General features: G+C 61.0%; 20 protein-coding genes and 1 pseudogene. 5 read left to right on the top strand and 16 right to left on the bottom strand.

Annotation, left to right across the window (positions count from 1 at the left end):
• Nucleotides 1-13: 13 nt before the first annotated feature.
• Nucleotides 14-964, bottom strand: a pseudogene (locus IRY30_RS05780) (heme o synthase); the annotation flags it as partial.
• 181 nt (nt 965-1,145) lie between these two features.
• Between IRY30_RS05780 and tkt the strand changes: the two are divergent.
• The 5 genes from tkt to pgl all read left to right on the top strand — a co-directional run bounded on the left by tkt (nt 1,146) and on the right by pgl (nt 8,106).
• The gene (gene tkt / locus IRY30_RS05775; protein WP_194556373.1) at nt 1,146-3,239 is read left to right on the top strand and encodes a transketolase; all 2,094 of its coding nucleotides are present in this window, start codon (nt 1,146-1,148) and stop codon (nt 3,237-3,239) included.
• A gap of 161 nt (nt 3,240-3,400) precedes the next feature.
• On the top strand, nt 3,401-4,552 hold the full coding sequence (tal, locus tag IRY30_RS05770; RefSeq protein ID WP_194556372.1) for a transaldolase: 1,152 nt from the start codon (nt 3,401-3,403) through the stop codon (nt 4,550-4,552).
• 10 nt (nt 4,553-4,562) lie between these two features.
• A complete protein-coding gene (gene zwf, locus IRY30_RS05765; protein WP_194556371.1) occupies nt 4,563-6,104 on the top strand; it encodes a glucose-6-phosphate dehydrogenase in 1,542 nt (513 codons plus the stop codon).
• Between the two features lie 55 nt (nt 6,105-6,159).
• Nucleotides 6,160-7,215, top strand: coding sequence for a glucose-6-phosphate dehydrogenase assembly protein OpcA (locus tag IRY30_RS05760; RefSeq protein ID WP_194556370.1), 1,056 nt, complete (start codon nt 6,160-6,162; stop codon nt 7,213-7,215).
• A gap of 102 nt (nt 7,216-7,317) precedes the next feature.
• The gene (pgl, locus tag IRY30_RS05755) at nt 7,318-8,106 is read left to right on the top strand and encodes a 6-phosphogluconolactonase (protein ID WP_194556369.1); all 789 of its coding nucleotides are present in this window, start codon (nt 7,318-7,320) and stop codon (nt 8,104-8,106) included.
• 89 nt (nt 8,107-8,195) lie between these two features.
• Here the strand turns inward: pgl and secG are convergent, their stop codons facing one another.
• The 15 genes from secG to rpe all read right to left on the bottom strand — a co-directional run bounded on the left by secG (nt 8,196) and on the right by rpe (nt 25,141).
• Nucleotides 8,196-8,432 carry a preprotein translocase subunit SecG gene (secG, locus tag IRY30_RS05750; RefSeq protein ID WP_194556368.1) on the bottom strand — a complete coding sequence of 79 codons (237 nt, stop codon included), beginning with the start codon at nt 8,430-8,432 and terminating at the stop codon, nt 8,196-8,198.
• 100 nt (nt 8,433-8,532) lie between these two features.
• The gene (ppc, locus tag IRY30_RS05745; protein ID WP_194556367.1) at nt 8,533-11,382 is read right to left on the bottom strand and encodes a phosphoenolpyruvate carboxylase; all 2,850 of its coding nucleotides are present in this window, start codon (nt 11,380-11,382) and stop codon (nt 8,533-8,535) included.
• 148 nt (nt 11,383-11,530) lie between these two features.
• Complete coding sequence (tpiA, locus tag IRY30_RS05740) at nt 11,531-12,316, bottom strand: triose-phosphate isomerase (protein ID WP_194556366.1); 786 nt, start codon at nt 12,314-12,316, stop codon at nt 11,531-11,533.
• 64 nt (nt 12,317-12,380) lie between these two features.
• A complete protein-coding gene (locus tag IRY30_RS05735) occupies nt 12,381-13,592 on the bottom strand; it encodes a phosphoglycerate kinase (RefSeq protein WP_194556365.1) in 1,212 nt (403 codons plus the stop codon).
• A 230-nt stretch (nt 13,593-13,822) separates the two neighbouring features.
• On the bottom strand, nt 13,823-14,830 hold the full coding sequence (gene gap / locus IRY30_RS05730) for a type I glyceraldehyde-3-phosphate dehydrogenase (protein WP_194556364.1): 1,008 nt from the start codon (nt 14,828-14,830) through the stop codon (nt 13,823-13,825).
• Between the two features lie 90 nt (nt 14,831-14,920).
• A complete protein-coding gene (gene whiA / locus IRY30_RS05725) occupies nt 14,921-15,907 on the bottom strand; it encodes a DNA-binding protein WhiA (protein WP_194556363.1) in 987 nt (328 codons plus the stop codon).
• Nucleotides 15,908-15,970: 63 nt separating this feature from the next.
• Entirely contained in the window at nt 15,971-17,026 is a 1,056-nt protein-coding gene (locus IRY30_RS05720; protein ID WP_228502601.1) for a gluconeogenesis factor YvcK family protein, read from the bottom strand.
• A gap of 4 nt (nt 17,027-17,030) precedes the next feature.
• Nucleotides 17,031-17,918, bottom strand: coding sequence for an RNase adapter RapZ (gene rapZ, locus IRY30_RS05715; protein ID WP_194556361.1), 888 nt, complete (start codon nt 17,916-17,918; stop codon nt 17,031-17,033).
• Nucleotides 17,919-17,929: 11 nt separating this feature from the next.
• Nucleotides 17,930-19,993 (bottom strand): excinuclease ABC subunit UvrC, encoded by a 2,064-nt coding sequence (gene uvrC, locus IRY30_RS05710; RefSeq protein WP_194556360.1) that lies wholly within the window; start codon nt 19,991-19,993, stop codon nt 17,930-17,932.
• Between the two features lie 26 nt (nt 19,994-20,019).
• Nucleotides 20,020-20,652: a PH domain-containing protein gene (locus tag IRY30_RS05705; RefSeq protein ID WP_374708540.1), complete on the bottom strand. Its 633-nt coding sequence runs from the start codon at nt 20,650-20,652 to the stop codon at nt 20,020-20,022.
• Nucleotides 20,653-20,715: 63 nt separating this feature from the next.
• Nucleotides 20,716-21,195, bottom strand: coding sequence for a 6,7-dimethyl-8-ribityllumazine synthase (gene ribH / locus IRY30_RS05700; RefSeq protein ID WP_194556359.1), 480 nt, complete (start codon nt 21,193-21,195; stop codon nt 20,716-20,718).
• Nucleotides 21,196-21,249: 54 nt separating this feature from the next.
• Nucleotides 21,250-22,521 carry a bifunctional 3,4-dihydroxy-2-butanone-4-phosphate synthase/GTP cyclohydrolase II gene (locus tag IRY30_RS05695; RefSeq protein ID WP_194556358.1) on the bottom strand — a complete coding sequence of 424 codons (1,272 nt, stop codon included), beginning with the start codon at nt 22,519-22,521 and terminating at the stop codon, nt 21,250-21,252.
• Between the two features lie 63 nt (nt 22,522-22,584).
• The gene (locus tag IRY30_RS05690) at nt 22,585-23,193 is read right to left on the bottom strand and encodes a riboflavin synthase (RefSeq protein WP_194556357.1); all 609 of its coding nucleotides are present in this window, start codon (nt 23,191-23,193) and stop codon (nt 22,585-22,587) included.
• A gap of 89 nt (nt 23,194-23,282) precedes the next feature.
• Entirely contained in the window at nt 23,283-24,410 is a 1,128-nt protein-coding gene (locus tag IRY30_RS05685; RefSeq protein ID WP_323741508.1) for a dihydrofolate reductase family protein, read from the bottom strand.
• Nucleotides 24,410-25,141 (bottom strand): ribulose-phosphate 3-epimerase, encoded by a 732-nt coding sequence (gene rpe, locus IRY30_RS05680; RefSeq protein ID WP_194556356.1) that lies wholly within the window; start codon nt 25,139-25,141, stop codon nt 24,410-24,412. Before rpe ends, IRY30_RS05685 begins: the two co-directional genes overlap by 1 nt.
• Nucleotide 25,142: the final 1 nt, after the last annotated feature.

The following is a 25,142-nucleotide window of genomic DNA, read 5'->3' as shown; positions in this document are numbered from 1 at the left end:
CGCGGGTGAGAACCTAGCTCAACAGGGTGGAGAAGGTGTCCCAGCCGAGGACGGCGTCGATAGAAAGGGCAACGAAGAGAACAGAGAGATAGTTGTTGGAGAGGAAGAACAACTGCATCGGCTTAACGGGCGTGCCGTTCTTCACTCCCAGGTGCAGCTTGGTGGCCATGAAGATGAACCACAGACCGCACAGCGTGGCTGCCACGGCGTAGATCCAGCTGGTGGCCGGAACCAGCAACAGCGAGGTGATGACGGTGGCCCACGTGTACCCCAGGATCTGGCGAGTCACCTCGAGGGGCGGCTTCACCACGGGCATCATGGGCACGCCAGCGGCTTCATAATCCTCGCGGTAGCGCATTCCCAGTGCCCACGTGTGCGGTGGTGTCCAGAAGAAAACCACCATGAACAGGATGATTGCCTGCGCCCAAGAGTGCCATCCGGCGTTAAACGCGCCACCGTTGTGATCGGTGATCACAGCCCAGCCCACCACGACGGGCATACAACCTGCGGCACCGCCCCAGATCACGTTCTGCCAGGTACGGCGCTTGAGCCACTTGGTGTACACGTAGATGTAGAACCAGATGGTCAGCAGGATGAACCCGGCCGCGAGCAGGGAATCCGCGAGTAGCCAAAGCCAGAGGAAGCTGGCGATCATCAGTACCCAGGCGAAGATGGTGGCCTCGCGCAGGCTGACCGTGTCCTTGGCCAGCGGGCGACGGCGGGTGCGACGCATCTTTTGGTCGATATCGTAATCGGCCACCATGTTGAAAGTGTTTGCCGAGGCCGCCCCCATCCAGCCACCGACCAAAGTCAGGAGAATGAGGCCGAAGTTCACGTCCCCTCGCTCTGCCTGCAACATCGCTGGGATTGTCGCAACTAGGAGCAACTCAATGACCCTAGGCTTGGTCAAGGCCACATAGGCCTTAACAGTGTCAGCGAACTTATTCACCGAGCGTCTCGCCTCACTTTTCTCCGTCTTGCACGCCTGTGCTCAATCGTCTTATCTACCGTACCCGAGTCCCCACGTGGCAAAAAACAGGCCACCGCCGAAGACGCGGCTAGGCGCGAGGCTCTAAACTGGTCAGGGAATGCCAACTAACTCGATTCGACGGACTCTTGACGGGGTCTGCAGAAAGGCGAATTCAGTGTCTTTGTCCCCTGAACTTGCAGCCCTGACCGTGCGGAACTACCCCGCGGATTGGTCAGAGACCGATACCCGCGCGGTGGATCTCACCCGAATTCTTGCAGCTGATGCAGTGGAGAAGTGTGGTTCTGGTCACCCAGGCACCGCGATGAGCCTCGCACCGCTGGCATACACCCTTTACCAGCGCGTGATGCGCCACGATCCTCGCGATGTGAAGTGGCTGGGTCGCGACCGCTTCGTCCTCTCCGCTGGCCACTCTTCCCTGACCCAGTACATCCAGCTTTACCTGGGTGGTTTCGGGCTGGAGCTGGAAGACCTGCAGGCGCTGCGCACGTGGGGTTCCAAGACTCCTGGCCACCCTGAGGTTCACCACACCGATGGCGTGGAAATCACCACCGGTCCCCTGGGCCAAGGTTTAGCTTCCTCCGTGGGCATGGCTATGGCCGCCCGCCGCGAGCGCGCACTGTTCGATCCGAATGCAGCGCCCGGCGAGTCGATCTTCGACCACTTCATTTACGTCATTGCCTCCGATGGTGACATGCAGGAAGGTGTCACAGCCGAGGCGAGCTCCCTGGCTGGCACGCAGCAGCTGGGTAACCTCATCGTGTTCTGGGATGACAACGGCATCTCCATCGAGGATGAGACCACCATCGCCTTCACCGAGGATGTCACCAAGCGCTACGAGGCTTATGGCTGGCAGACCCTCGAGGTCACCGGCGAGGACGTGGAAGGCATTCTCGATGCCGTGCGCGAAGCCAAGGCCGATACCTCTCGCCCCACCTTCATCCGCCTGAGCTCCGTGATCGCCTACCCAGCTCCCAACGCGATGAACACCGGCGCTTCTCACGGCGCCGCGCTGGGTGCCGAGGAGATCTCCGCCATCAAGCAGGAGCTGGGCTTCCCGGATTCTCCATTCCCAGTGGAAGACAACGTCATTGAGCACACCCGCGCGTTGGCAGAGCGTGCCGCCAAGGAGCACGAAACATGGGATGAGAAATTCGACGCCTGGGCTGCCGCCAACCCAGAGAACAAGAAGTTGTTCGACCGTCTCTACTCCCGCGAGCTCCCCGCTGATTTCGCCGCCGGGATGCCATCCTGGGATGCGGGTGACTCCGTAGCGACCCGCAAGGCTTCCGAGGCATCTCTGCAAGCCTTGGGCGCGGTATTGCCTGAGCTGTGGGGTGGATCCGCCGACCTCGCCGGCTCCACCAACACCATCATCAAGGACTCCCCGTCCTTCGGCCCAGAAGCCATCAGCACCCGCAAGTTCACCACCGAGCCCGGTGGCCGCAACCTGCACTTCGGTATCCGTGAGCACGCCATGGTGGCCATCCTCAACGGCATTGCCCTGCACGGACCAACCCGCCCATACGGTGCGACGTTCCTGCAGTTCTCCGATTACGCCCGCGGCGCGGTTCGCTTGGGCGCGCTGATGAAGTCGGACATCTACCACGTGTGGACCCACGATTCCATCGGCTTGGGCGAAGATGGCCCTACCCACCAGCCGGTTGAGCACCTGGCTGCGCTGCGCGCCATCCCGCACCTCTACGTGATCCGCCCAGCGGATGCCAATGAGACCGCTGCCGGCTGGGTAGAGGCCCTCAAGGCCCCTGAATCCCCCAAGGCGCTGGTGCTGACCCGCCAGAACCTCCCCGTGCTGGAAGGCACCAAGGAGCTGGCTGCTGAAGGTGTGGCTCGCGGTGCCTACATCCTGCGCGAAGCTTCCACCGGCACCCCAGATGTGATCCTCATGGGCTCTGGCTCCGAGGTGGAGCTGGCAATCCAGGCAGCAGAAACCCTGGAAGCAGAAGGCATTCCTGCTCGCGTGGTATCCGTGCCATGCATGGAATGGTTCCTGGAGCAGGATCAGCAGTACGTGGAATCCATCCTGCCGGAAGAAATCACCGCCCGCGTTTCCGTGGAGGCAGCGATCTCCATGCCGTGGCACCGCTTCACCGGCCTGCTCGGTCGCAACGTGTCTCTGGAGCACTACGGTGCTTCTGCTGATTACAAGACTCTCTACAAGGAGTTCGGCATCACCGCAGAGGCTGTAGTGGACGCAGCGAAGGCATCCATCAACGCCTCCCTGCGTTAAACCACTGCGTTAAGCCCCCGCGTAATGACGGCGGCCGGTTGAGACAGCCTGCAGCGCGTTCCCTCCCCTCGGCATGAGAGCCCCTAAATCGGGTCCCTATGTCCGGGCGGAGGGATTTTTACTAACATCGAAACGTAGTCCCCACCCTGTGAAAGGTCACAATGAACACTCCCGTATCGCCACGCATTCCGCAGTCCAGCTCGCTCAACCCACCGGCACCGGTGAAGGATCTAGCTTCGGCAGGAACGTCCGTGTGGCTGGATGATCTTTCTCGTAACCGCATTGAGTCCGGCAACCTCGCCGATATCATCGAGAACAAGGGCGTGGTGGGAGTCACCACCAACCCAGCCATCTTCGCCAAGGCAATGTCTCAAGGCACTGCCTATGATGCGCAGATCGCAGCGCTGGCCGCGGATAAGGTACCCGCAGATTCCGCAGTGTTCGCCATGGCTGGCGATGACGTGCGCGCTGCATGTGATGTGTTCGCTCCCATCTACGAATCCACCGAGGGCGTGGATGGCCGCGTTTCCCTGGAAGTAGACCCTCGCCTCTCCGCCAACCAGGAAGCCACCGTGGCTCAGGCCAAGGACCTGGCAAAGGCCGTGGGCCGGGAAAACTTGATGATCAAGATCCCCGCCACTGAGGAATGCCTGCCAGCCATCACCGAGGTGCTGGGTGCTGGCATCAGCGTCAACGTCACCCTGATCTTCTCCGTGACCCGCTACCGCCAGGTCATCCAGGCCTTCATCGCCGGTATCGCTCTGGCTGAGGAAAACGGCCATGACATCTCCAAGATCCACTCCGTGGCCAGCTTCTTCATCTCCCGCGTGGATTCCGAAGTAGACCAGCGCCTGGACAACATCGGCACCCCGGAAGCTGCTGAGCTCAAGGGCAAGGCTGGTCTGGCCAATGCTCGCCTGGCTTATGCCGCTTTCCAAGAGATGCTCGTGAACAGCCCGGAATGGGTACAGCTGGCAAACAAGGGTGGCCGTATCCAGCGCCCACTGTGGGCGTCGACCTCCGTTAAGAATCCGGAGTACGCAGACACGCTGTACGTGAGCGAGCTGGCCGGGCCGAACACCGTGAACACCATGCCTGAAGAGACCCTCGATGCCACCATTGATCACGGCAAGATTGAGGGCGACACCCTCACCGCTCATGTCGAGGACGCGGGCGAAACCTTCGCGAAGCTGGACGAAGCAGGCGTGGATCTGGGCGATGTATGGGCCGTGCTGGAGACAGAAGGCGTGCAAAAGTTCGTGGATTCTTGGAATGAGCTCCTCGAAACTATTAGCCAGCAGTTGAATAAGTAATATAGTCCGCATGCTCTCACCGGACCCTCAGCAGTGGCGGAATCCTCTCCGCGATGATTTCGACAAGCGCCTCCCCCGCATCGCCGGGCCCTCCGGGCTGGTGATCTTTGGTGTCACGGGCGACCTGGCGCGCAAGAAGTTGCTCCCCGCGGTCTATGACCTGGCCAGCCGCGGTTTGCTGCCCGCAGGGTTCAGCTTGGTGGGCTATGGCCGCCGTGATTGGTCTGATGAGGAATTCGCCGAGCAGGTGAAGGCCTCCGTGCAGGAACGCGCCCGCAACCCGTGGCGCGATGAGGTCTGGGAGCGCTTGGCTGAGGGCATCTTCTTTGTCAAGGGTGATTTCGTCACCGATTCTGCGTTCGACGCCCTGGCGGCCAAAACCCAGGAGATCGACCAACTCCGAGGCACGGCCGGTAACTGGGCCTACTACCTCTCCGTTCCGCCCGAGTTTTTCTCGGATGTCTGCCACCAACTGGAACGCTCTGGTTTGGCGGATGGCGGCGAGCACGGATGGCGCCGCGTGGTCATCGAGAAGCCCTTCGGCCACGATGAACGCTCCGCCCGCGAGCTCAATGAGATCGTCAACAGCGTGTTCCCGGAATCCAGCGTGTTCCGCATCGATCACTACCTGGGCAAGGAAACGGTGCAGAACATTCTCGCGCTGCGCTTTGCTAACCAGCTGTTTGATCCGCTGTTCAACAGCCATTACATCGACCACGTGCAGATCACGATGGCCGAGGATATCGGTCTGGGCGGGCGCGCCGGTTACTACGATGGCATCGGCGCGGCCCGCGATGTGATCCAGAACCACCTCCTGCAGCTGCTGGCCCTGGTGGCCATGGAAGAGCCCGTGACGTTCAACCCTGCAGAGCTGCAATCCGAAAAGCTCAAGGTGCTGCGCGCTACCCACCCGGTGGGGCCGTTCTCCAAGACCACCGCGCGGGGCCAGTACACCAGCGGTTGGCAGGGTTCAGAGCAGGTCGTTGGCCTGCGACAGGAAGAGGGATTCGATCCCGATTCCACCACCGAAACCTATGCTGCTGCCACCTTTGAGATCTCCTCGCGCCGCTGGGCCGGAGTGCCCTTCTACCTGCGCACGGGCAAGCGCCTGGGTCGACGCGTCACCGAGATTGCGCTGGTCTTCAAGGAAGCCCCGCACCTCCCCTTCGAGGCCGGGCAAACCGCAGCTCAGGGCAACAATATCCTGGTGATCCGCGTGCAGCCTGATGAGGGCGTGCTCATGCGCTTTGGCTCCAAGGTTCCGGGCTCCGCGATGGAAGTCCGCGATGTGAACATGGACTTTTCCTACTCTGAGGCCTTCACCGAGGAGTCCCCGGAGGCCTACGAGCGACTCATCCTGGATGCGCTGCTGGATGAGGCCAGCCTCTTCCCCACCAACAACGAGGTGGAAGAATCCTGGCGCATTCTGGATCCGATCTTGGATCACTGGGCCAACCACGGCCGCCCAGATGATTACCCCGCCGGCACGTGGGGACCATCTTCTGCCGATGACATGCTCCGCCAAACAGGCCGCTCATGGCGCCGTCCTTAGCGCCAGCCATAACCCGCAGCCACCAGTACATTTCAGAGATTGCGAGTAGACGCCCATGATCATCGATCTGCCGGATACCAAGACCCATAACATCACCAAGCGCCTCCGCGAGCTGCGCGAAGAGCGCGGCGAGGTGGCCACTGGCCGAGTCCTGACCTTCATCGTGGTGGTCAACGCCGTGGGTAAGGAAGAGGGCTACCTCAACGAGGTCATCGACTCCACCTATGAGGCATCGCGCGAGCACCCCGCCCGCGTGATCTTTCTGGTGAACCACCGCGATGTGAAGGAGTCCCGCCTGGATGGAGAAATCCGCCTGGGTGGTGATGCCGGAGCTTCCGAGATCATCGTCATGCACCTCAACGGCGACCTCAGCACCCACCGCGCGTCCGTGGTGACTCCCCTGCTCTTGCCGGATACCCCGGTGGTGGTCTGGTGGCCAGCCGACGCTCCCCGCAACCCCTCCTCGGATCCCATCGGCGCCCTAGCGACCCGTCGTATCACCGATTCTTTGTCCGACGCGGACTCGGACGCCATCTACCGTCGTCGTATGACCTACTCACCTGGCGACTCGGACTTGGCGTGGAGCCGGATCACCCTCTGGCGAGGTCTCTTGGCTTCTACCCTGGATCAGCCGCCTCACGAGGACATTCTCAGCGTGCAGGTGCACGGAGCGGAAAATGATCCTTCGGTGGATATCGCCGCCGGCTGGTTGGCTGATCGCCTGGATGTGCCCGTGACGCGCTACACCGTGGAAGAGGCTGACCTGCACGGTGGACCATCTGTGCAGAAGCTGGTCCTGCAACGCACCGAGGGCAGCATCACGGTGGAAGCCCAGAGCAGCACCACGGTAGCTGTCACGATGAGCTCGGAGGCTGGAGAGAAGACTTCCCCAGTGACCATGGCTCACCGCGCCATGGGTGATTGCTTGGCGGAAGAGCTGCGCCACCTTGATCCGGACCGTGCCTTTGGGCACGCCTTGCGTGGCTTGGTGCGGGTGAATCGCCCGGATCGACGCGGCATGTTCAGCAAGACCTTGCGCGCTCGCAGCGAATACTTTGACAGCCCCGAGCGAATGCGCGAATCGGCCGCTGATCAGGCATCGCTGCGCTAGGTTTGAGACACAGTTTGCAGCAGTCGCAAAACTAATAACGCCGCAGCACCGAATAACCTGCAGCATTAAGAACGTCGCAGCACCGAAGATGGGATGAAACCAATGAGTAACCGAAGCGTCACATCATTCAAGAATTCCGAGGCTCTGGCCAGTGGTGTTGCGCGAGCTCTGGTGCAAACTATTTCTCGGATGCAGCGCAACCGGCCTACCGCCTCCGATGATGGCCTGGTTCGCCTTGTCTTGACAGGTGGAACCGTGGGCATCAAGACTCTGCGTCAGTTGCTGGTTCTGGATCACTCCGCCCGCGCGAGCGCAGAGGATTTCCCGGTCGCGGCCATTGATTGGAACCGCGTGCTGGTGTTCTTTGGCGATGAGCGATTTCTCCCCGCCGGTGATGAGGAGCGCAATGATGTGCAGGCTCGGGCAGCACTCCTGGATCACATTGAGATCCCCCGCTCCAACATTTTCACCTATGCCACCGTGCAAGAGGGCCAAGCTGCCGATGGGGAAAGCCTAGATAAGGCTGCTGATTCCTATGCACACGTCCTGCAGCGAGAAGCACCCGATGGCTTTGACATCCACCTGCTGGGCATGGGTCCAGAGGGCCACGTCAATTCTTTGTTCCCCCATACTGAAGAGCTCATGGATCCTCAGGGAACCGTGGCTGCGGTGCGGAACTGTCCCAAGCCACCGAGCAACCGCGTGTCACTCACCCGCCTTGCGGTGAATAGTTCGCGGCAGGTGTGGTTCATCATCAATGGCGAGGCAAAAAAAGAAGCTGCACAGCATGCGCTGGCAGCAGATTCCAGCGGCCAATGGCCAGCGGGAATGATGGAAGGTACTGAAGAGACCATCCTGTGGGTCGACGCGGAAGCAGACCCGCAAAGCTAATCCCCGGGAAATGCCTGCGCGATGGAGGCTCAGGCAGTGGGACTCAGACTTTTCCAGCCGGAGGCCTTCACCTTCCCGGGGCTGGGAACCTAGAGGTTGAAGTGCATAACCAGGTTCAGCGCCACCAAGGAGATGAACCAGATCACTCCAGTGATGATGGTGTAGCGATCCAAGTTCTTCTCAGCCACAGTGGAGCCGGAGAGGTTAGATTGCATTCCTCCGCCGAACAGGCTGGAGAGTCCGCCTCCCTTACCCTTGTGCAGCAGCACAAATAGGGCCATCAGCAGGCTCGAAATGATCAAGATGATCTGCAGTGTGAGGATCAATGTCCAACCTTTGCTTCGATTATTCGACGTACAACTGGTTCATGCTATCAGCTAGCCGCTGGGGTTGGCGAAGATGCCACGCGCTCTCACCGGAATTCCCCTACCCGGAGTTGCGCAGCGCGGTGGAGAGCCCATTCATGGTGAGTTGGATCCCGATCCGCACCTGTCGGGAATCATCTCCCTTTCGGAATCGACGCAACAGTTCCAGCTGTAAAAGGTTGAGCGGAACCAGGTACGGGAAGCGATTCCGTACCGAGTTAGCCAGTTCAGCGTTTTCTTCCAGCAGGGACTTCTGATCCGTCACCTGCAGGAACATGTCCACGGATGTGGTGTATTCCTCCCGGATGATGGTGAAGATCCGCTGGGCATCCTCTTGATCTTCAACCAGGCTGGAGTACAGCTCTGCCAGGGACATGTCCACCTTGGCCATCACCTGCGCCATATTGGCCATCACGGTTTGGAAGAACGGCCAGCGCTGGTGGAGGTCCCGCAGGAAGTCCAAGCGCTCTTGCGGGCCACCCGGGACTGAAGTACCGGATTCCAACCACTTCTGGATGGCGCTGCCCACTCCGAACCAGCCTGGCAGCATCACTCGGGATTGAGACCAGCTCAAGACCCACGGGATGGCACGCAGATCCGTGATAGCTTCTGTCTGCTTGCGTGAGGTGGGTCGGGAACCAATGTTGAGGCTGCCGATTTCTTCCAGAGGTGTGGACGAGGTGAAGTAGTTTATGAACCCCTCATCCTCGTGCATCAGCGTCGCGTAGGAGTTCAGGGAGAGATCGCTGATCTCCGCCATCGTTTCATAGGCGCGGTTCGTATCCTCCGGGGCGGGAATCTCTAGCAAGCTGGCCTCGAGCGTGGCGGAGGCGAGCGCTTCCAGGTTTCGTCGCGCATTAGATTGATCACCGTATTTCGCGGAGATGATTTCGCCTTGCTCAGTGATGCGAAGAGATCCCTGGACTGCACCCTCGGGCTGGGCCAGGATGGCGTCGTAAGAAGGTCCGCCACCACGACCCACGGTGCCGCCGCGGCCATGAAACAGACGCAGGCGCACGTCGGCCTCCCGGGCTGCTTCCACCAGCTCCAGCTCGGCGGAATACAAAGCCCAGTTGGCTGCGAAGTACCCGCCATCCTTGTTGGAATCCGAGTAGCCCAGCATCACTTCCTGCTGGTTATCCAGCTGATGCACGTAGGCGCGGTAGAAAGGCAGTGCCCAGAGATCGCGCATGATGGCAGCGCCCGCGCGGAGATCCTCGATGGTTTCAAACAACGGGATCACATCGACAGAGCCGGTGGGGGCATCGCGATCAGCGTGGAACAGGCCCACCTCCTTGAGCAGGATCATGGGCTCCAAGATGTCTGAGACGGACGTGGCCATGGAGACGATGCAGTGTGGCACCGCTTCCCTACCGAAACGCTCGATGGCAGCGGCCGCGGCGCGGAAGATGCCGATCTCACGAGCCGTGGCCTCAGAAAATTCCGTGGCGGGCTCAGCCAGCGGCCGGGGGCTGGAGAGTTCTTTAACCAGCAGCTCCACCTTGTGCTCTTCATCCAACTCCGCATAGTTGTCGTTCACTCCTGCCCAAGCGAATAGCTCGGTGAGCACGGCCTCGAAGCTTTCGGAGTTCTGCCGTAGATCTAGACCGGAAAGGTGGAAACCGAATGAGTGTACCGAGGAGAAGAGCTCGGCGAGTGCGTCATCTGCCAGGGAATCATCCACGCCCGTGCGCAATGAGTGATCCACCACGGTGATGTCAGCCAGGAACTCCTGCGGGTCTGCATAGGGCTGGAAATCATCATGGATCTCGCTGGGGAAAATGCGGACCCCGAGGTTTGCTTCCGCTGTGGCGGCAATGCGCCCGCGCATGCCGTGGATGGCGCGTCGATAAGGCTCGTCCTCGCGGGAAGGCACGTTGTTCTTCCCGCGGGCTGCCAGCTCCTCCAGCTCAGGCGTGACATCAGAGATGCGGGTGGACAGGCTGAGCTCCTGCTCGAGCTTGGCCAGCACACGCCCGTAGTGCTCAAAGATGGTTCTGGCGGCCATGCTGGTGGCCTTCTCTACCGTTTCGCCCGTGACATAGGGGTTGCCGTCATGATCGCCACCGATCCACGAGCCAGGACGGATGATGGCGGGCGTGGGCTGCGCATCCGGGAACTGCTCGTGAAGGTGGTTGCGCACATCGCGATTGATCGCGGGGATCTCCTCCAACAAGCTCAGGGAGTAGTAACGCAGCCCCACCTTGATCTCATCCTCGATCCTGGGCCGCACGCTGCGGATCAGCGCGGTCTGCCAGAGTGCAGTGATGCGACGCTTGATGAAACGCGTGATCTTATCCAGCTCATCCTGGGTGCGGGCAGTTTCTCCCCTCTCCAAGATGCGGGCGCGCTTGCGCATCTGGTGAGCAATATCCGCCTGCACATCGAAGACAGTGCGGCGTCGAGTCTCCGTGGGGTGAGCTGTCATCACCGGAGCCACGTAGAGGTGCTCCAAGGTGTTGGAAACTTGAGCAGAACTGATCCCCTGCTCCGCTATCGTGCGCCAGGTGCAGTCGAGCGTTGATGGGCCGGGAGTTTCGCCTTCATCGGCTGCCTTATCGCGCAACCGCTCTGCGTTGAGATCCTCCGCCAGGTTTGCCAGCAGGGCGAAGTGGGAAAAGGCGCGGATGACCGGCAAGGTGCGCGCCACGTCCATGCTGTGGAATTGCTCCGCCAGCTCCTTGGTGCTGAGCTCGCCGTGTCGGAGATCCAGGGACGTGGCGCGGATGTTCTCGATCAGGTTGTAGGTGAATTCACCTTCCTGCTCGCGGATCACCTCGCCCAGAATCGCGCCGAGATAGCGGATGTCATCCCGAATGGAGGGATGAACGGATTCTGATTCGGGCGCGTCTGTGACCACCGGGATGATGGTCCCCGGAATCAGTTGGTGTTCTGGGGCATCAGTGGGCATCGGGTGCCTTTCCACAGTGGGTGATTAGTGGCGGGTGATGAGTAGCGAGTGATGAGTGGCGTGTGATGAGCGACGGGTAACTAGCGCAGCCACGCGCTCTACGAGGTGAGCGCGTGGGTCTTACTCGTCGTTTGTACTCGACGCTTCCCTATTGCGCAGCTTTTGCAGCCGCAGCTACTAGGCCGGCGAAGTCCTTGCCGTCCAAGCTAGCGCCACCAACCAAGCCACCGTCTACATCTGGCTGGGTGATGAGTTCACCGATGGAATCAGACTTAACGGAACCGCCGTAGAGCACGCGCAGTGCAGCAGCGGTATCCGCCCCAGCCAGCTCTTCAACGAGCCCGCGAATCGCGCGGCATACCTCTTGGGCATCCTCGGCAGAGGCGGTCTTGCCCGTGCCGATGGCCCATACTGGCTCATAGGCGATGACAACCCGGTTCAGATCCTCGGCGCTCAAGCCCTCCAGAGAAGCGCGGGTCTGCTTGACCACGTAATCCACGTGCTCACCGGCCTCGCGAACCTCCAGTGGCTCGCCCACACAAACGATGGGCTGCATGTTCTTCTGCAGCGCAGCCTTGGCCTTCTTGGCCACGATCTCATCGGTCTCGTTGTGGTGTTCCCGACGCTCACTGTGGCCAACCACGACCCAGGTGCAACCCAGTGCGGAGAGCATATCGGCGGAGATTTCACCGGTGTAGGCACCGGACTCGTAGATCGAGACATCCTGCGCACCATAGGTGATGAGCAGCTTGTCCGCATCTACCAGCGTCTGAACGCTGCGGATGTCCGTGAAGGGTGGGATAAAGGCCACATCAACGTGGTCGTAGTAGTCCTTTGGCAGGGAGAAGTCGAACTTCTGCACCACGTGGATAGCTTCCTTGTGGTTGAGGTTCATCTTCCAGTTGCCAGCGATGAATGGGGTGCGCTTTGCCATGTTCGGGCTCCTTCTAAGCAGGGGTTCAAGCGAGGTTCAAGCGAATATGAAACGAGGATGCAGATTAGGACTCGAGGACGGCCACGCCCGGGAGTTCCTTGCCTTCGAGGAATTCCAGGGATGCGCCACCACCGGTGGAGATGTGGCTGAAGCCCTCCTCGTCCAAGCCGAGGGTGCGCACGGCCGCTGCGGAATCTCCGCCGCCCACCACGGAGAATGCGCCGTTCGACGTGGCCTTGATGATGGATTCAGCAACACCGCGGGTGCCGCCTGCGAACTTCTCGAACTCAAACACACCCATTGGGCCGTTCCAGAAGACAGTCTTGGCTTCATCCAGGATCTGGGAGAACTTCTCCACGCTCTTCTCACCGATGTCCAGTCCCATCCAGCCAGCTGGGATGGAATCGAGCTCGACAGTGCGGGACTCAGCATCCTTGTCGAAGCGCTCTGCCACCACCACGTCATCTGGCAGGACGATGGAATCACCGAAGCGCTCCAGCAGATCCTTACAGGTATCAATCATGTCTTCTTGCAGCAGGGATCCGCCCACTTCGTAGCCCTGAGCGGCCAGGAAGGTGAAGCACATGCCACCGCCGATGATGAGGTTGTCCACCTTCGGTGCCAGCGCTTCAATCACTCCCAGCTTGTCCGAGACCTTGGAGCCACCCAGTACCACGGCGTAAGGGTGTGCGGGATCCTCGGTGACCTTCTTCAGTACTTCCAGCTCGGTCTCCACCAAGCCACCCGCGTAGTGAGGAAGCTTCTTGGCGATGTCGTAGACAGAGGCCTGCTCGCGGTGAACCACACCGAAGCCATCGGAGACAAACGCGCCGTTGTCCGCGGTGAGTGCAGCCAGAGCATCTGCGAACTCTGCTCGCTCATCTTCCAGCTTGGAGGTCTCGCGAGGATCAAAACGCACGTTTTCCAGCAGCAGGATATCTCCATCATCCAGGCCATTGGCGCGCTCGTGAGCGTCTTCACCGGTGACGTCGCTAGCCAGTGGAACGTACATGTCCAAGCGCTCGGAGAGCGCCTCAGCAACGGGAGCCAAAGAGAATTCAGGATTGGGCTCACCCTTTGGACGGCCCAGGTGAGCAGCCACGATCACGCGAGCTCCGGCATCCAGCAGGGAGCGCAGGGTGGGGATGGACGCATCGATGCGACCCGCATCCGTGATGTTTCCATCAGACAAAGGCACGTTGAGGTCCGAACGAACCAGCACGTGGCGTCCTTCAACACCCTCGTTGATGAGATCCTGAACCGTCTTTACAGCCATGTCTGCTCCTTAATTGCTAAAGAAAACTGAAAATCTATTTTTGCTGGGTCTCCGGGGCGAATTCACCGCCACCAAAGAACCCACTGTGTAACCCGAGTGTAGGCAAACCCGCGGTTAATGTGTGTGAGACGCAGCGCGGGAGTTGCTGGCGTCGAAAAAAGAAAAAGAAAACCGAGGACGGCCTCCCCCATTTATCGGGTGGCACATCCTCGGCAGGAAGAAGGCGAAGCTTAGAGGCGCTCGCCAACGTAGGTGGTCAGATCGACGAGGCGGCTGGAGTAGCCCCACTCGTTGTCGTACCAACCGATGACCTTGACCTGGTTGCCGTTGATCTTGGTCAGACCGGAATCGAAGATGCAGGAGTGAGGATCCGTGACGATGTCGGTGGACACCAGTGGATCGCCGTTGGAGTAAGACAGGATGCCCTTGAGGGGACCTTCGGCTGCCTTCTGCATTGCTTCGTTGACCTGATCGATGGTGACGGGAGTCTTGGTCTCGAAGGTGAGGTCGGTCAGGGAGCCGGTGATGATGGGCACGCGCACAGCGTAACCATCCAGCTTGCCCTTGAGCTGTGGCAGAACCAGAGACACGGCCTTGGCAGCACCGGTGGAGGTAGGAACCAAGTTCACGGCTGCAGCGCGGGCGCGGCGCAGATCCTTGTGAGGTGCATCGTGCAGGCGCTGATCGCCGGTGTAGGCGTGGATGGTGGTCATCAGACCACGCTCGATGCCGAACTCATCATCCAGCACCTTTGCCATTGGAGCCAGGCAGTTGGTGGTGCAGGATGCGTTGGAGATGATGTTGTGGTTCTCGGGATCGTAATCCTCGTGGTTCACACCCATCACGAAGGTGGCATCTTCGTTATCGCCAGGGGCGGAGATGATGACCTTCTTGGCGCCGGCGTCGATGTGTGCTCGGGCAGCGTTGGCATCGGTGAAGAAGCCGGTGGACTCGATGACGATATCCGCGCCCAGCTCGCCCCACTTGAGGTTCTTTGGTTCCTTCTCAGCGGTGACGGTGATGCGCTTTCCGCCAACGGTGATGGACTCATCATCGTAAGTAACATCCGCATCCAGGCGGCCCACGACAGAGTCGTACTTCAGAAGCGTGGAGAGGGTCTTGTTATCGGTGAGGTCGTTAATACCGACGATCTCAATATCCGCATCTCCGGCCAATACGGCGCGGAAGAAGTTGCGGCCAATTCGTCCAAATCCGTTAATTCCTACACGAGTTGTCATTTCCCATGTCTCCTATTCAATGGTTCCTCGCAGTGACACTTTTGACACTACCTAGATAGCCATGGGGATGCAGGAGAATTAGATATGAAACTAGTCCATATCGTGGAAGAGTTCTTCCGTCACCGCGATATTGGTGTCTGGGAGGTTGAGCTCTTCGGCACGCTTGTCCGCCATGGTGAGCAGGCGGCGGATGCGTCCGGCCACCGCGTCTTTGGTCATGGCGGGCTCGGCTAGCTGGCCCAGTTCTTCCAGGGAGGATTGCCGGTGAGCCACGCGCAGCTGGCCTGCCTGGGCCAGGTGTTGTGGCACGTCATCACCCAAAAGCTCCAGGGCACGCTCTACCCTCGCGGCGGCGATTACCGCAGCCCGGGCGGACCTGCGCAGGTTGGCATCATCAAAGTTGGCCAAGCGGTTGGCCTTGGAACGAGCTTCCCGGCGCATGCGCTGATCTTCCCACTTCAGGCGCGTATCGCGGGCACCCATGAGGTTGAGTAGGGCATCAATGGAATCACCGTCCCGCACGATTACCCGATGCACCCCGCGGGCTTCCTTGGTCTTGGCGGTGACATCGATGCGGCGGGCAGCACCGACCAGCGCCAATGCTGCCTCATTGCTGGGGGTGGTCACCTCCATTGCCGACGAACGGCCGGGTTCGGTCAGCGAACCGTGGGCCAGGAATGCCCCGCGCCATGCAGCCACGCACTGCTCCTTCGTGCCGCCGATGATGAAGCGAGGCAGCCCGCGGACGGGTCGACCAGCGCGGTCAATCAGCTCTGCCCGGCGAGCCAGCTCCGTTCCCCCCTGTGCCCAGCGCAGCACGTAACGCGAGTTCTTACGCAGATTGCCAGCGCCGATCACCTGCACCTCGGCCTGCATGTTGAACAGCTGTTCCACGAAGGAGGCGATGCGCCGCGCCGTGGATGAAGAATCAACCTCTGCCTCCACCACAATCTGACCGGCCACCAGATGCAGCGCCGCACAGTAGCGCAACAGGCTGGCCACTTCCGCGAGCATGACATCGGAATGGCTCACGTTGACTTGCGCGAGCTCGGCTTTCACCTCGGCAGTTAATGCCACTGGACCCCACGTCCTTTCTGTAAATATTCTTTGTCGACGCTAGCACTCGCGCATCCGCGCGGATTAGTCCAGCCTGCTGGGGAGATCCTGAACGGGGTTGTCGAGGATTTCCCGGAACACGGTGGCCAGCTTGGATGGCTTGTGTCGATCGGCGAAACGCCCGCGGCCATCATCCTCGCGCACATCCCGGTAGATCACCTTTGCACCCAGTGCTGAGGCAGCGCGTTCCATGTGGGTGCGTTGGGCCGGCCCGGGCATGACGGTCATATCGATGACGATCACATCGATGGCCAGTGCGGAAGCATGTTGGTAGAGCATGTGGATGTGGTGCTCCATGGACATGCCCGCGGTCTCTCCCGGTTCTGCCACCAGGTTCATGATCAGTACCTTTGGCGCCTGGGTGAGGTTGAGCGCGTCCACCAAGCCCGGCACCAGCACGTGCGGGATCACGCTGGAGAACCAACTGCCAGGACCCAGCGTGATCAGATCTGCCTGCGAAATGGCCTCTACTGCCTCGGGGGTGGCAGCCGGTTGCGAGGGAATCATGCGCACTCGCCTGACCTGACCCAAGGTGGTGGCTACCGCCACCTGTCCACGCACGGGAACCACTTCGCGCGGATCCTCCTCCAACCCGGAGACTTCCGCCTCCAGATCCAGGGGCTCCGGACACATGGGGATGACGCGCCCCTGAATTCCCAGCAGTGAGCCCATTTCATCGAGAGCCGCGACCATCGAGCCCAAGACCTGCTCCAAGCCGGAGATCATCATGTTGCCCACAGCATGCCCGTTGAGCGCGCCATATCCGCCGAAGCGGAATTGAATGGCCTCTTCCCAGAGCCGGCCGTGCTCGGTATTTTCCGTCAGCGCGGCCAGTGCCATGCGCAGATCTCCGGGGGGAATTGAGCCGAGCTCTCGGCGCATCCTTCCGGAAGAACCGCCATCATCGGCCACGGTGACGATCGCGGTGGCGTGATCCGCAATCAGACGGGTGGCGCGCAAGGTATTGAATAGACCGTGTCCCCCGCCCAAACTGGCCACGCGTACCCCAGCTTTGTCTGCTGCCTGGTCTGGCGTGTTTTGCGCAGCCTGATCCGCTGCATTGTCAGGTGTCTCAACCATAGGTTTAACGCTCCACATCCCGGTGCATCGTGCGCACATCCACGCCCGCTGCTTCGAGTCGACGAGTGAGCTCCTCAGTCACCGCGACACTCCGGTGGCGACCACCGGTACAACCCACGGCTACGGAGACGTACTTCTTCCCTTCGCGCTGGTAGCCCGGCAGCATCGCCTGCACCATATCCTGCACTGAGTTCAGGTAGCTTTCTGCGCCTTGCTGGCGCAGCACGAAATCGGAGACCTGCTCGTCCAAGCCGCTGTATGGGCGCAGCTCGTCTTCCCAGTGCGGATTGGGGAGGAAGCGCGCATCGAGCAACACGTCCACGTCATTGGGAGCGCCGTACTTGAATCCGAAGGATTGGATGTTCACGCGCACCTGTTGCTGGCTGATGCTGGAAAAGTGCTGCTCCAGCACGCGGCGCAGGTCATGCACGCTGGTGTTGGTGGTATCCAGCACCACGTCCGCGCGCTCGCGGATGGAGCTGAGCAGGGCCCGCTCCTTGTCCAAGCCCTGTTGAATGGTGCCTTCGCCCTGCAGGGGGTGGGTCCGGCGCACCGTGTCGTAGCGCTTGATGAGCTCGGTATTGGTGGCGTCGAGAAAAAGAACGATGGGCCGGCGGCCGGAAGCGTTGAGCTTGTCCAACACGTCGGTGAGGCTGCCGGCGAAATCGCGGGAGCGCACGTCGGTAACGATTGCCAGGCGCTCGATGGGGGAATCCTCGGAGAAGCTGAGCTCGGCCATGCGCACGATGAGTTCTGGCGGGAGGTTCTCGGCCACGTACCAGCCCAGTTCCTCCAGCGCGGCGGATGTGGCGCGGCGGCCAGCACCGGACATGCCGGTGATGAGTATCAACGGTGGCATCGACGCTGGTTCAGTGGATTCTGAGATCTCCATACTTGAGCAGTCTAATCGGATTGCGCCGGTGGTTGGTGGAGAGTTTCGTAAATCTTCTCCGCCAGGCTCGGGCCGAACCCGGGCAGCTCGCACAGTTCCTCCACGCTGGCCTCTTTCACCTTGGCCACCGATCCGAAGCTCTTCACCAATTGCTTCCTGCGAGCAGGTCCCAAACCGGGGATATCGTCCAGTGCGGAGTGCCGCATGCGGCTGCTGCGTTGCTGGCGGTGGAACGTGATGGCAAAGCGGTGCGCCTCATCGCGCAGGTATTGCACCAGGTAAAGCGCGTCCGAGGTGCGCGGCATGATCACTGGATACTCCTCACCCGGCACCCAGATTTCCTCCAGGCGCTTGGCGATTCCCACCAGGGTGACGTCCGTGACACCCAGTTCATCCAGCACGGCTTGGGCAGCGTTGACCTGCGGCAGGCCACCATCCACGATGAAGAGTTGCGGTGGGTAGGCGAACTTTTTTGTCGACGCCACCTCGAGATCTTCTTCGCCTTCCAGCAGTTCTCCGCCATCGTCTCCCATGGGCATGGCCACCTGGTCTTCATGGTGGCGCTTGAATCTGCGGCGGACTACTTCAGCAATGGATGCGACGTCATTGGAGTGCCCATCTCCGGCGGCTTCCTTGATCTTGTACCGGCGGTAATCGGACTTCTTCGGCAATCCATCTTCAAAGACCACCAGGCTGGCCACCACGTCAGTACCCGAGATGTGGGAGATATCCGTGCACTCGATGCGCAGGGGTGACTCGTCCATCCACAGCGCATCCTGCAGCTCTTTCAGGGCTGCAGAACGGGTGGTCAAATCCCCGGAGCGCTTGAGCTTGTGCTGCGCCAGGGCCTGCTTCGCGTTGTTGTGCGCGGTTTCCATCAGGGACTTTTTATCGCCGCGCAATGGCGTGCGGATGGTCACCCGGGAGCCACGTAGGTCGCTGAGCCATTCCCCCAGTTCCTCCACGTTGTCCGGCACCGCTTCCACCAGCACTTCCCGCGGCACGGGAGTCACCTGCACATCGCCCACCAGATCCCCCAGCTCTGCGCGCGCGGCAGGGTTGATGGCGCTGGCCAGCTCCCTATCCACGCCCGTGGAGGAAGCTCCGGCGGTGGCGGATTCCGTGGCGCGGGCCAGCTCCGCCTCATCGCCGTAGAACTGGGTGAGGAACTGCCCGGTGAGTTCCGCATCGGTGATTTCATCGCGTTCCACCACCCAGCCGCGCTGGCCGTGGATGCGGCCGCCGCGGACGTGGAAGATCTGCACCGCGGCCTCCAGCTCATCGGATTCCACCGCGATTACATCGGCATCGGTGTTATCGGAGAACACCACGGCCTGCTTCTCCATGGCTTTATCCATGGCGCCGAGCTGATCCCGATAAGAGGCAGCGCGCTCGAAGTCCAGGTCTTCCGCGGCGCGTTCCATGTCCGCGCGCACTCGGCGGGTCACGGCATCGGTGTTACCAGCCAGGAAGCTGGAAAATTGATCTACCAGCGCGCGGTGATCCTCTGCACTGATCTTGCCCACGCACGGCGCGGAACAGCGATCGATGTACCCCAGCAGACACGGCCGCCCCAGCGCAGCGTGGCGCTTGTACACCCCGCGCGTGCAGGTGCGGATGGGAAATACGCGCGTGAGGGATTCGAGGGTATCGCGAATAGCCCAGGCCTTGGGGTATGGGCCGAAATAGCGGATACCTTTGCGTCGAGGTCCACGATAAACAAACGCCCGCGGCACCTCTTCCTTCACGCTGATGGCCAGCATGGGATAGGTTTTGTCATCCCGGTACATCACGTTGAAGCGCGGGTTGAAGCGCTTGATCCACGTGTATTCCAGGTTGAGGGCTTCCAGCTCACTGGACACGACCGTCCACACCACGCGGTTGGCGGTGGTGACCATCGCGCGGGTGCGCGGGTGCAACTGGTTGAGATCCTGGAAATAGTTGCTCAGGCGCGCGCGGAGATTCTTTGCCTTGCCCACGTAGATCACGCGGTCATGCGAATCCCGAAACGTATATACGCCCGGCTCCGTGGGAATAGTTCCTGGCTCCGGGCGGTAGTTCACTGTCTGTGCCATGTGTTCTGGCTTGCTCTTATCTCGGACTATTCATCCGGCATGTAGCGGTCTTCAAGCTTGCGGAAGGCCTCCACCGTTCCGGCGATGGTGTTGCGGTCACGCACGTGCATGGCCATCATCGGCACGAATTCGAAATCGGGCAGTTCCAGCCGAGCTGTCTGCGCCTGGGTGGGAAACGAGAGTCCGTGGACGATCTCCCATGGGTAGAACTGCGCGTTGGCGATGTTGCGGACTTCCACTCCAGCGGAGTTCACGCGCACCCGCGGGCGCAGGAGGGTCAGGCACACCAGGGAAAACAGCAGGCCGATGCCGATGAATCCCAGGCGGTCCGTGGTGGTGACAGCCACACCGGTATCGCCGATGCCCACCACCACTGCCATGAGGATGTGCACCAGCATCACCACCACCACGCCGAAAAAGGCCAGCTTCTTCAGGAATGGAGATCGCACCACCAGCTCCCAGTCGGCGGTGTTCGCCCCACGTGCAGCGCCGTGCGCAGCGTCATGTGCAGTACCGCTGGCGGTGCTGCCTGCCGTGCTGTTCAGCTGGGTATTTGCAGCTGTGTCGGTGGAGTGTTCGCGCTCGCGGTCGGCCTGGTTTGGCATCGCTGGTTGCTGTCCAATCTCCGAGTTATTCACGGAATCTACGTTACCCCGCATCCGGCTGAGTCAAAAAAGCCCGCAGCTAGAAAGTCGCGCTGCAAAGCTCGCGACCGGAATCAGTTAGCTCGCGGCGATCTGCCGCAGCACCAATGCCGCCTGGATCGCAGCTTCGGCAGAATCGGCGCCTTTGTCTTCTACAGCGCCTTCTCCCCCAGCGCGATCCACGGCCTGCTGATGGTTCTGCACCGTGAGCACACCATTGCCCACGGGCACCCCGGAATCGATGGCGATCCGCGTCAGGCCGTAGGTGACTGCGTCGCACACCACGCGGAAGTGTTCAGTTTCGCCTTCAATCACGCAACCGTTGGCGATGACGGCGTCGAAATGTTTAACGGCTTCTGCCACCACCACGGGAAGCTCGACCGCCCCGGAAACACGCCACTGGCTCACGCTAGCACCGGCTTGCTTAGCCCGGGCGATGGCGCGTTGATGCAGCACATCGGTGATATCCGCGTTCCAGCTGCTGCTGATCACGGCCACCCGCATTCCGGCGGCCTCGCCATCGCGGACCGTCAGTTGCGGAAGTCCATCATGTGCCATCGTGAGCTCCTTAGTGTGAAAAGATTTTTTGTTCCGACGCCAACCCCGCCCAAACTAGCTCAATGAATCGAGCTGATGCCCCATGCGATCCCGCTTGGTGAGCAGGTAGGAAATATTGTTCGGGTTGGCGGGCAGCTCCACGGGCACGCGGCCGGAGATCTCGATGCCATAACCCTTGAGCTTTTCCCGCTTGTCTGGGTTGTTGGAGATCAACTGGATGGACTCGATGCCCAAGTCCTTGATGATCTGCGCGGCCGCGGAGTATTCGCGGAGGTCAGCTGGGAATCCCTGGGATTCGTTGGCATCCACGGTGTCCAAGCCCTCATCTTGCAGCACGTAAGCGCGCAGCTTGGGCACCAGCCCAATGCCGCGTCCTTCATGGCCACGGATGTAGATGAGCACGCCGCTGCCCTCGTTGGTGATCTTGTTCAGCGCGGCCTGCAGTTGCTCGCCACAGTCGCAGCGCAGGGATCCGAACACGTCTCCGGTGAGGCATTCCGAGTGCACACGCACGGGAACTTCGGACTTGCCCTGGACATCCCCGGCCACCAGAGCAATGTGTTCGACACCATCCACCAAACTGGTGTAACCCACTGCCTGGAAATCGCCGTTCTTAGTGGGCAGGCGGGTCTCCACGCTGCGCTCCACCACGGGGGTATTGGTGCGGCGCCACTCGATGAGCTGCTCGATGGAGATGAGGCACAGCCCGTGCTGATCCGCGAAGCGGCGCAGCTCTGGGAGGCGCGCCATCTCGGTGGGGTTGTCCTCACTAACAACCTCGCAGAGGACTCCGGCTGGACGCAGGCCAGCGGCGCGCGCCAGATCAACCGAGGCCTCGGTGTGTCCATCGCGCACCAACACTCCGCCATCGCGGGCGCGCAGTGGAACCACGTGGCCGGGGCGGTTCAGGTCAGTGGATGCGGATTCTGCGTTCGAAAGAATTCGGATGGTGTGTGCCCTGTCACCAGCGGAAATGCCGGTGTCAATGCCCTCGGCGGCGTCCACCGTCACGGTGTACGCGGTGTTGCGCACGTCCTGGTTGCGCGCCACCATCGGTGGCAGAGCAAGGCGATCGCAATCTTCGTTGGTCATGCCCACACAGACATACCCGGAGCTATAACGCACCATGAAGGCAACGAGTTCAGGGGTGGCAAGCTCCGCGGCGAAGATGAGATCGCCTTCGTTTTCCCGGGATTCATCATCCACTACAACAACAGCTTTACCCGCGGCGATATCGGAAATAGCCCGATTCACATCATCCAATTGGATGGATTCTTGTGCCTGCGGCGAATCGTTGAGCTGCGTGCCTGGGTGGGTCTCTTCCATTCTCATTACTCTATCTACCCAGCATTGCGGGTGTGCAATCGGCTGGGTTCACAGGGAGGGGCTTTAGTTCGCGCCGCTCAACCGCTCCACGTACTTGGCCAGCACATCGCACTCGATATTGACCTGATCCCCGGCCTGGAGATCTCCGAGCATTGTGTCTTCCATCGTGGTGGGGATGAGGGACACCTCAAACCAGGCGGAGGTGGCGTCGAGAGCAGCAGCTTCCGCAACGGTCAGGGACGTGCCGTTGATGGAGATGGATCCCTTTTTGACGACATACTTGGCAAGCGCTGGGTCCTCGAGAACAAAGCGGAAGATCTCCCAATTCTCGCTGGGTGTGCGGGATTCCAGCGTGGCGGTGCCGTCCACGTGACCCTGCACGATGTGCCCGCCGAAGCGCGACTGATGGGACATGGCACGCTCTACGTTGACCCGCGCACCCTCGCCTGCCTGGCCAAGGGTGGAGTAATCCAGGGTGACTTGCATGACGTCCGCCCAAAAGCCCTCGGAATCGAAATCGGTGACCGTCAAGCACACGCCGTTGATGGCGATGGAATCTCCGTGGTGGGCATCCTTCATCACCTCGGGGGCGTTGATGCGCATGCGGAGAGAATCCTCCGCGCGCTCTACGCGCACAATGCGGCCAATGGTTTCGATGATTCCGGTGAACATGGATCAATCCTTGTCTAGCGTGTCGATGATGTGCGGGCTGGTGCGGGGTTGTGCAGGAGGCGGCGTTTTGCTTGGTTCTCTAGGGAATTTTAGCGCGAGAGGGTGAGCAGAATATCCCTGCCCAGGGTCTCAATGCTGCGCGGGGTGAACTCGCGGATGTCAGACATGGACGTGGACAGCTCAGGGCTGGGCTGCAGCGCTGGGCGGCCGGCGAGCAACACCGATGGGGCTTGGTAGAGCTGAATCCTATCCACCAAGCCCGCGCTGAGAAACGCGCTGCTGATGTGCGGTCCGCCTTCCACCAGGACATCCACCACTCCCCGTTCGTGCAGATTCTGTAGCACCGCATGCGGGTCACGGTTGCGGAGGTGGATGGCCTCACCGGGAGGTTGGAAGATGGGCGCGGAGTCAGCGATATCCCGCTGACCCATGACTACCCGCAGCGGTTGCTGCGCAAATGGGGTGCCATCGGACTGGCGCGCATTTAGGCGAGGGTCATCCGCCACCACGGTTCCGGTACCCACGATGATCGCGTCGCGGGTCTTGCGGTCCTGGTGAACGTGCTGGCGGGCGATCTCCCCGGTGATCCATTGGCTGGTGCCATCCGTTGCGGCCACGAAGCCATCGATGGTGGCTGCCAGCTTGAGGGTCACATGGGGTCGGCCTTGGGTTGCGGACGTCAGCCATGCCTCCACAGCGAAGACGGATTGCCATTGGGCATCAGGGGCATCCGAATGAGCTGCATCCGTATCAGCCACACCGTCCTTTTGCCGGTCTTCAGAAGGCCCAAACGCGAGGTGCGGTCCCGTTACGTCTACCCCGCGTTCCCGCAGGTATTCGCCACCACCTTGGGCCAGCGGGCTGGGATCGGCAAACAGGTAATCCACCCGCGCAATCCCGGCATCCGCCAGGGCCACCGCGCAGGGTCCCGTGCGCCCCGTATGGTTGCACGGCTCCAGGGTCACGATTGCCCGCGCACCCTTCACCGAATGACCGGCTTGAGCAGCATCGCGCAACGCCATCACTTCAGCGTGTGCTCCCCCGGCTGGTTGAGTAGCTCCCCGCCCGATGATCTCGCCGCGTTCATTGAGCAAAACGCATCCCACCGCTGGGTTCGGCGCGGTGGTTCCAGCCACTCGCCACGCCTGCTCATCTGCCAAGCGGAAAAGCTCGCTCAGCTGGAGCGAGTCTTCCAGCTTTTCGTCATTCACGCTCACTATGAACGCTGATCGGACTGAGCGTCGGCGCGCATTCCAGCGTGAGCGGCCTCGCGCAGGGCGTCGACCTGGCTTGAAGGGCTCGCGTGACCAAAGACGCTGGATCCGGCCACGTACACATCCACGCCCGCTGCTGCGGAAGGGCCGGTGGATTCGATGCCAATGCCACCATCGATCTCGACCAGCGTGTCCAGATTGTCCGCGTCGATCCGTGCCCGCAGTGCGCGCACCTTGTCCAAAACTTCCGGCATGAACTTCTGCCCACCGAAGCCCGGCTCCACGGACATCACCAGGATGATGTCGAAGTGCGCCAGGTAATCCAGCAGCGGCTCCACCGAGGTGTTGGGCTTAATAGAAATGCCGGCCATGGTTCCGCGCTCCCGCAGCTCACCAGCCAGCGTGATTGCCTCATCCATGCCGTCCACCGCTTCCAGGTGGAACGTCACGGAATCGAAATCCTCCGCGTAATCCGGTGCCCAGCGCGCGGGATCCTCGATCATCAGGTGCACATCGAGGTGCTTATCGGTGTGCGGCAGCAGCGACTTCGCCACCGGCAGACCGAAGGAGAGATTGGGCACGAAATGCCCATCCATCACGTCAATGTGCAACCAATCCGCGTTCTCCACCTTGGAGATTTCCTGTGCCAAGCAGCTGAAATCAGCGGCCAGGATGGAGGGGGCGATGAGCGTGCGAGTAGACGGGGTGGGGCTGAGCGAAGCGTTGTCAGACATG

The sequence above is a fragment of the Corynebacterium suicordis DSM 45110 genome (genome assembly GCF_015351405.1).
In the GTDB taxonomy this organism is placed as follows: domain Bacteria; phylum Actinomycetota; class Actinomycetes; order Mycobacteriales; family Mycobacteriaceae; genus Corynebacterium; species Corynebacterium suicordis.
This window is presented reverse-complemented; position numbering and strand designations above follow the sequence as displayed.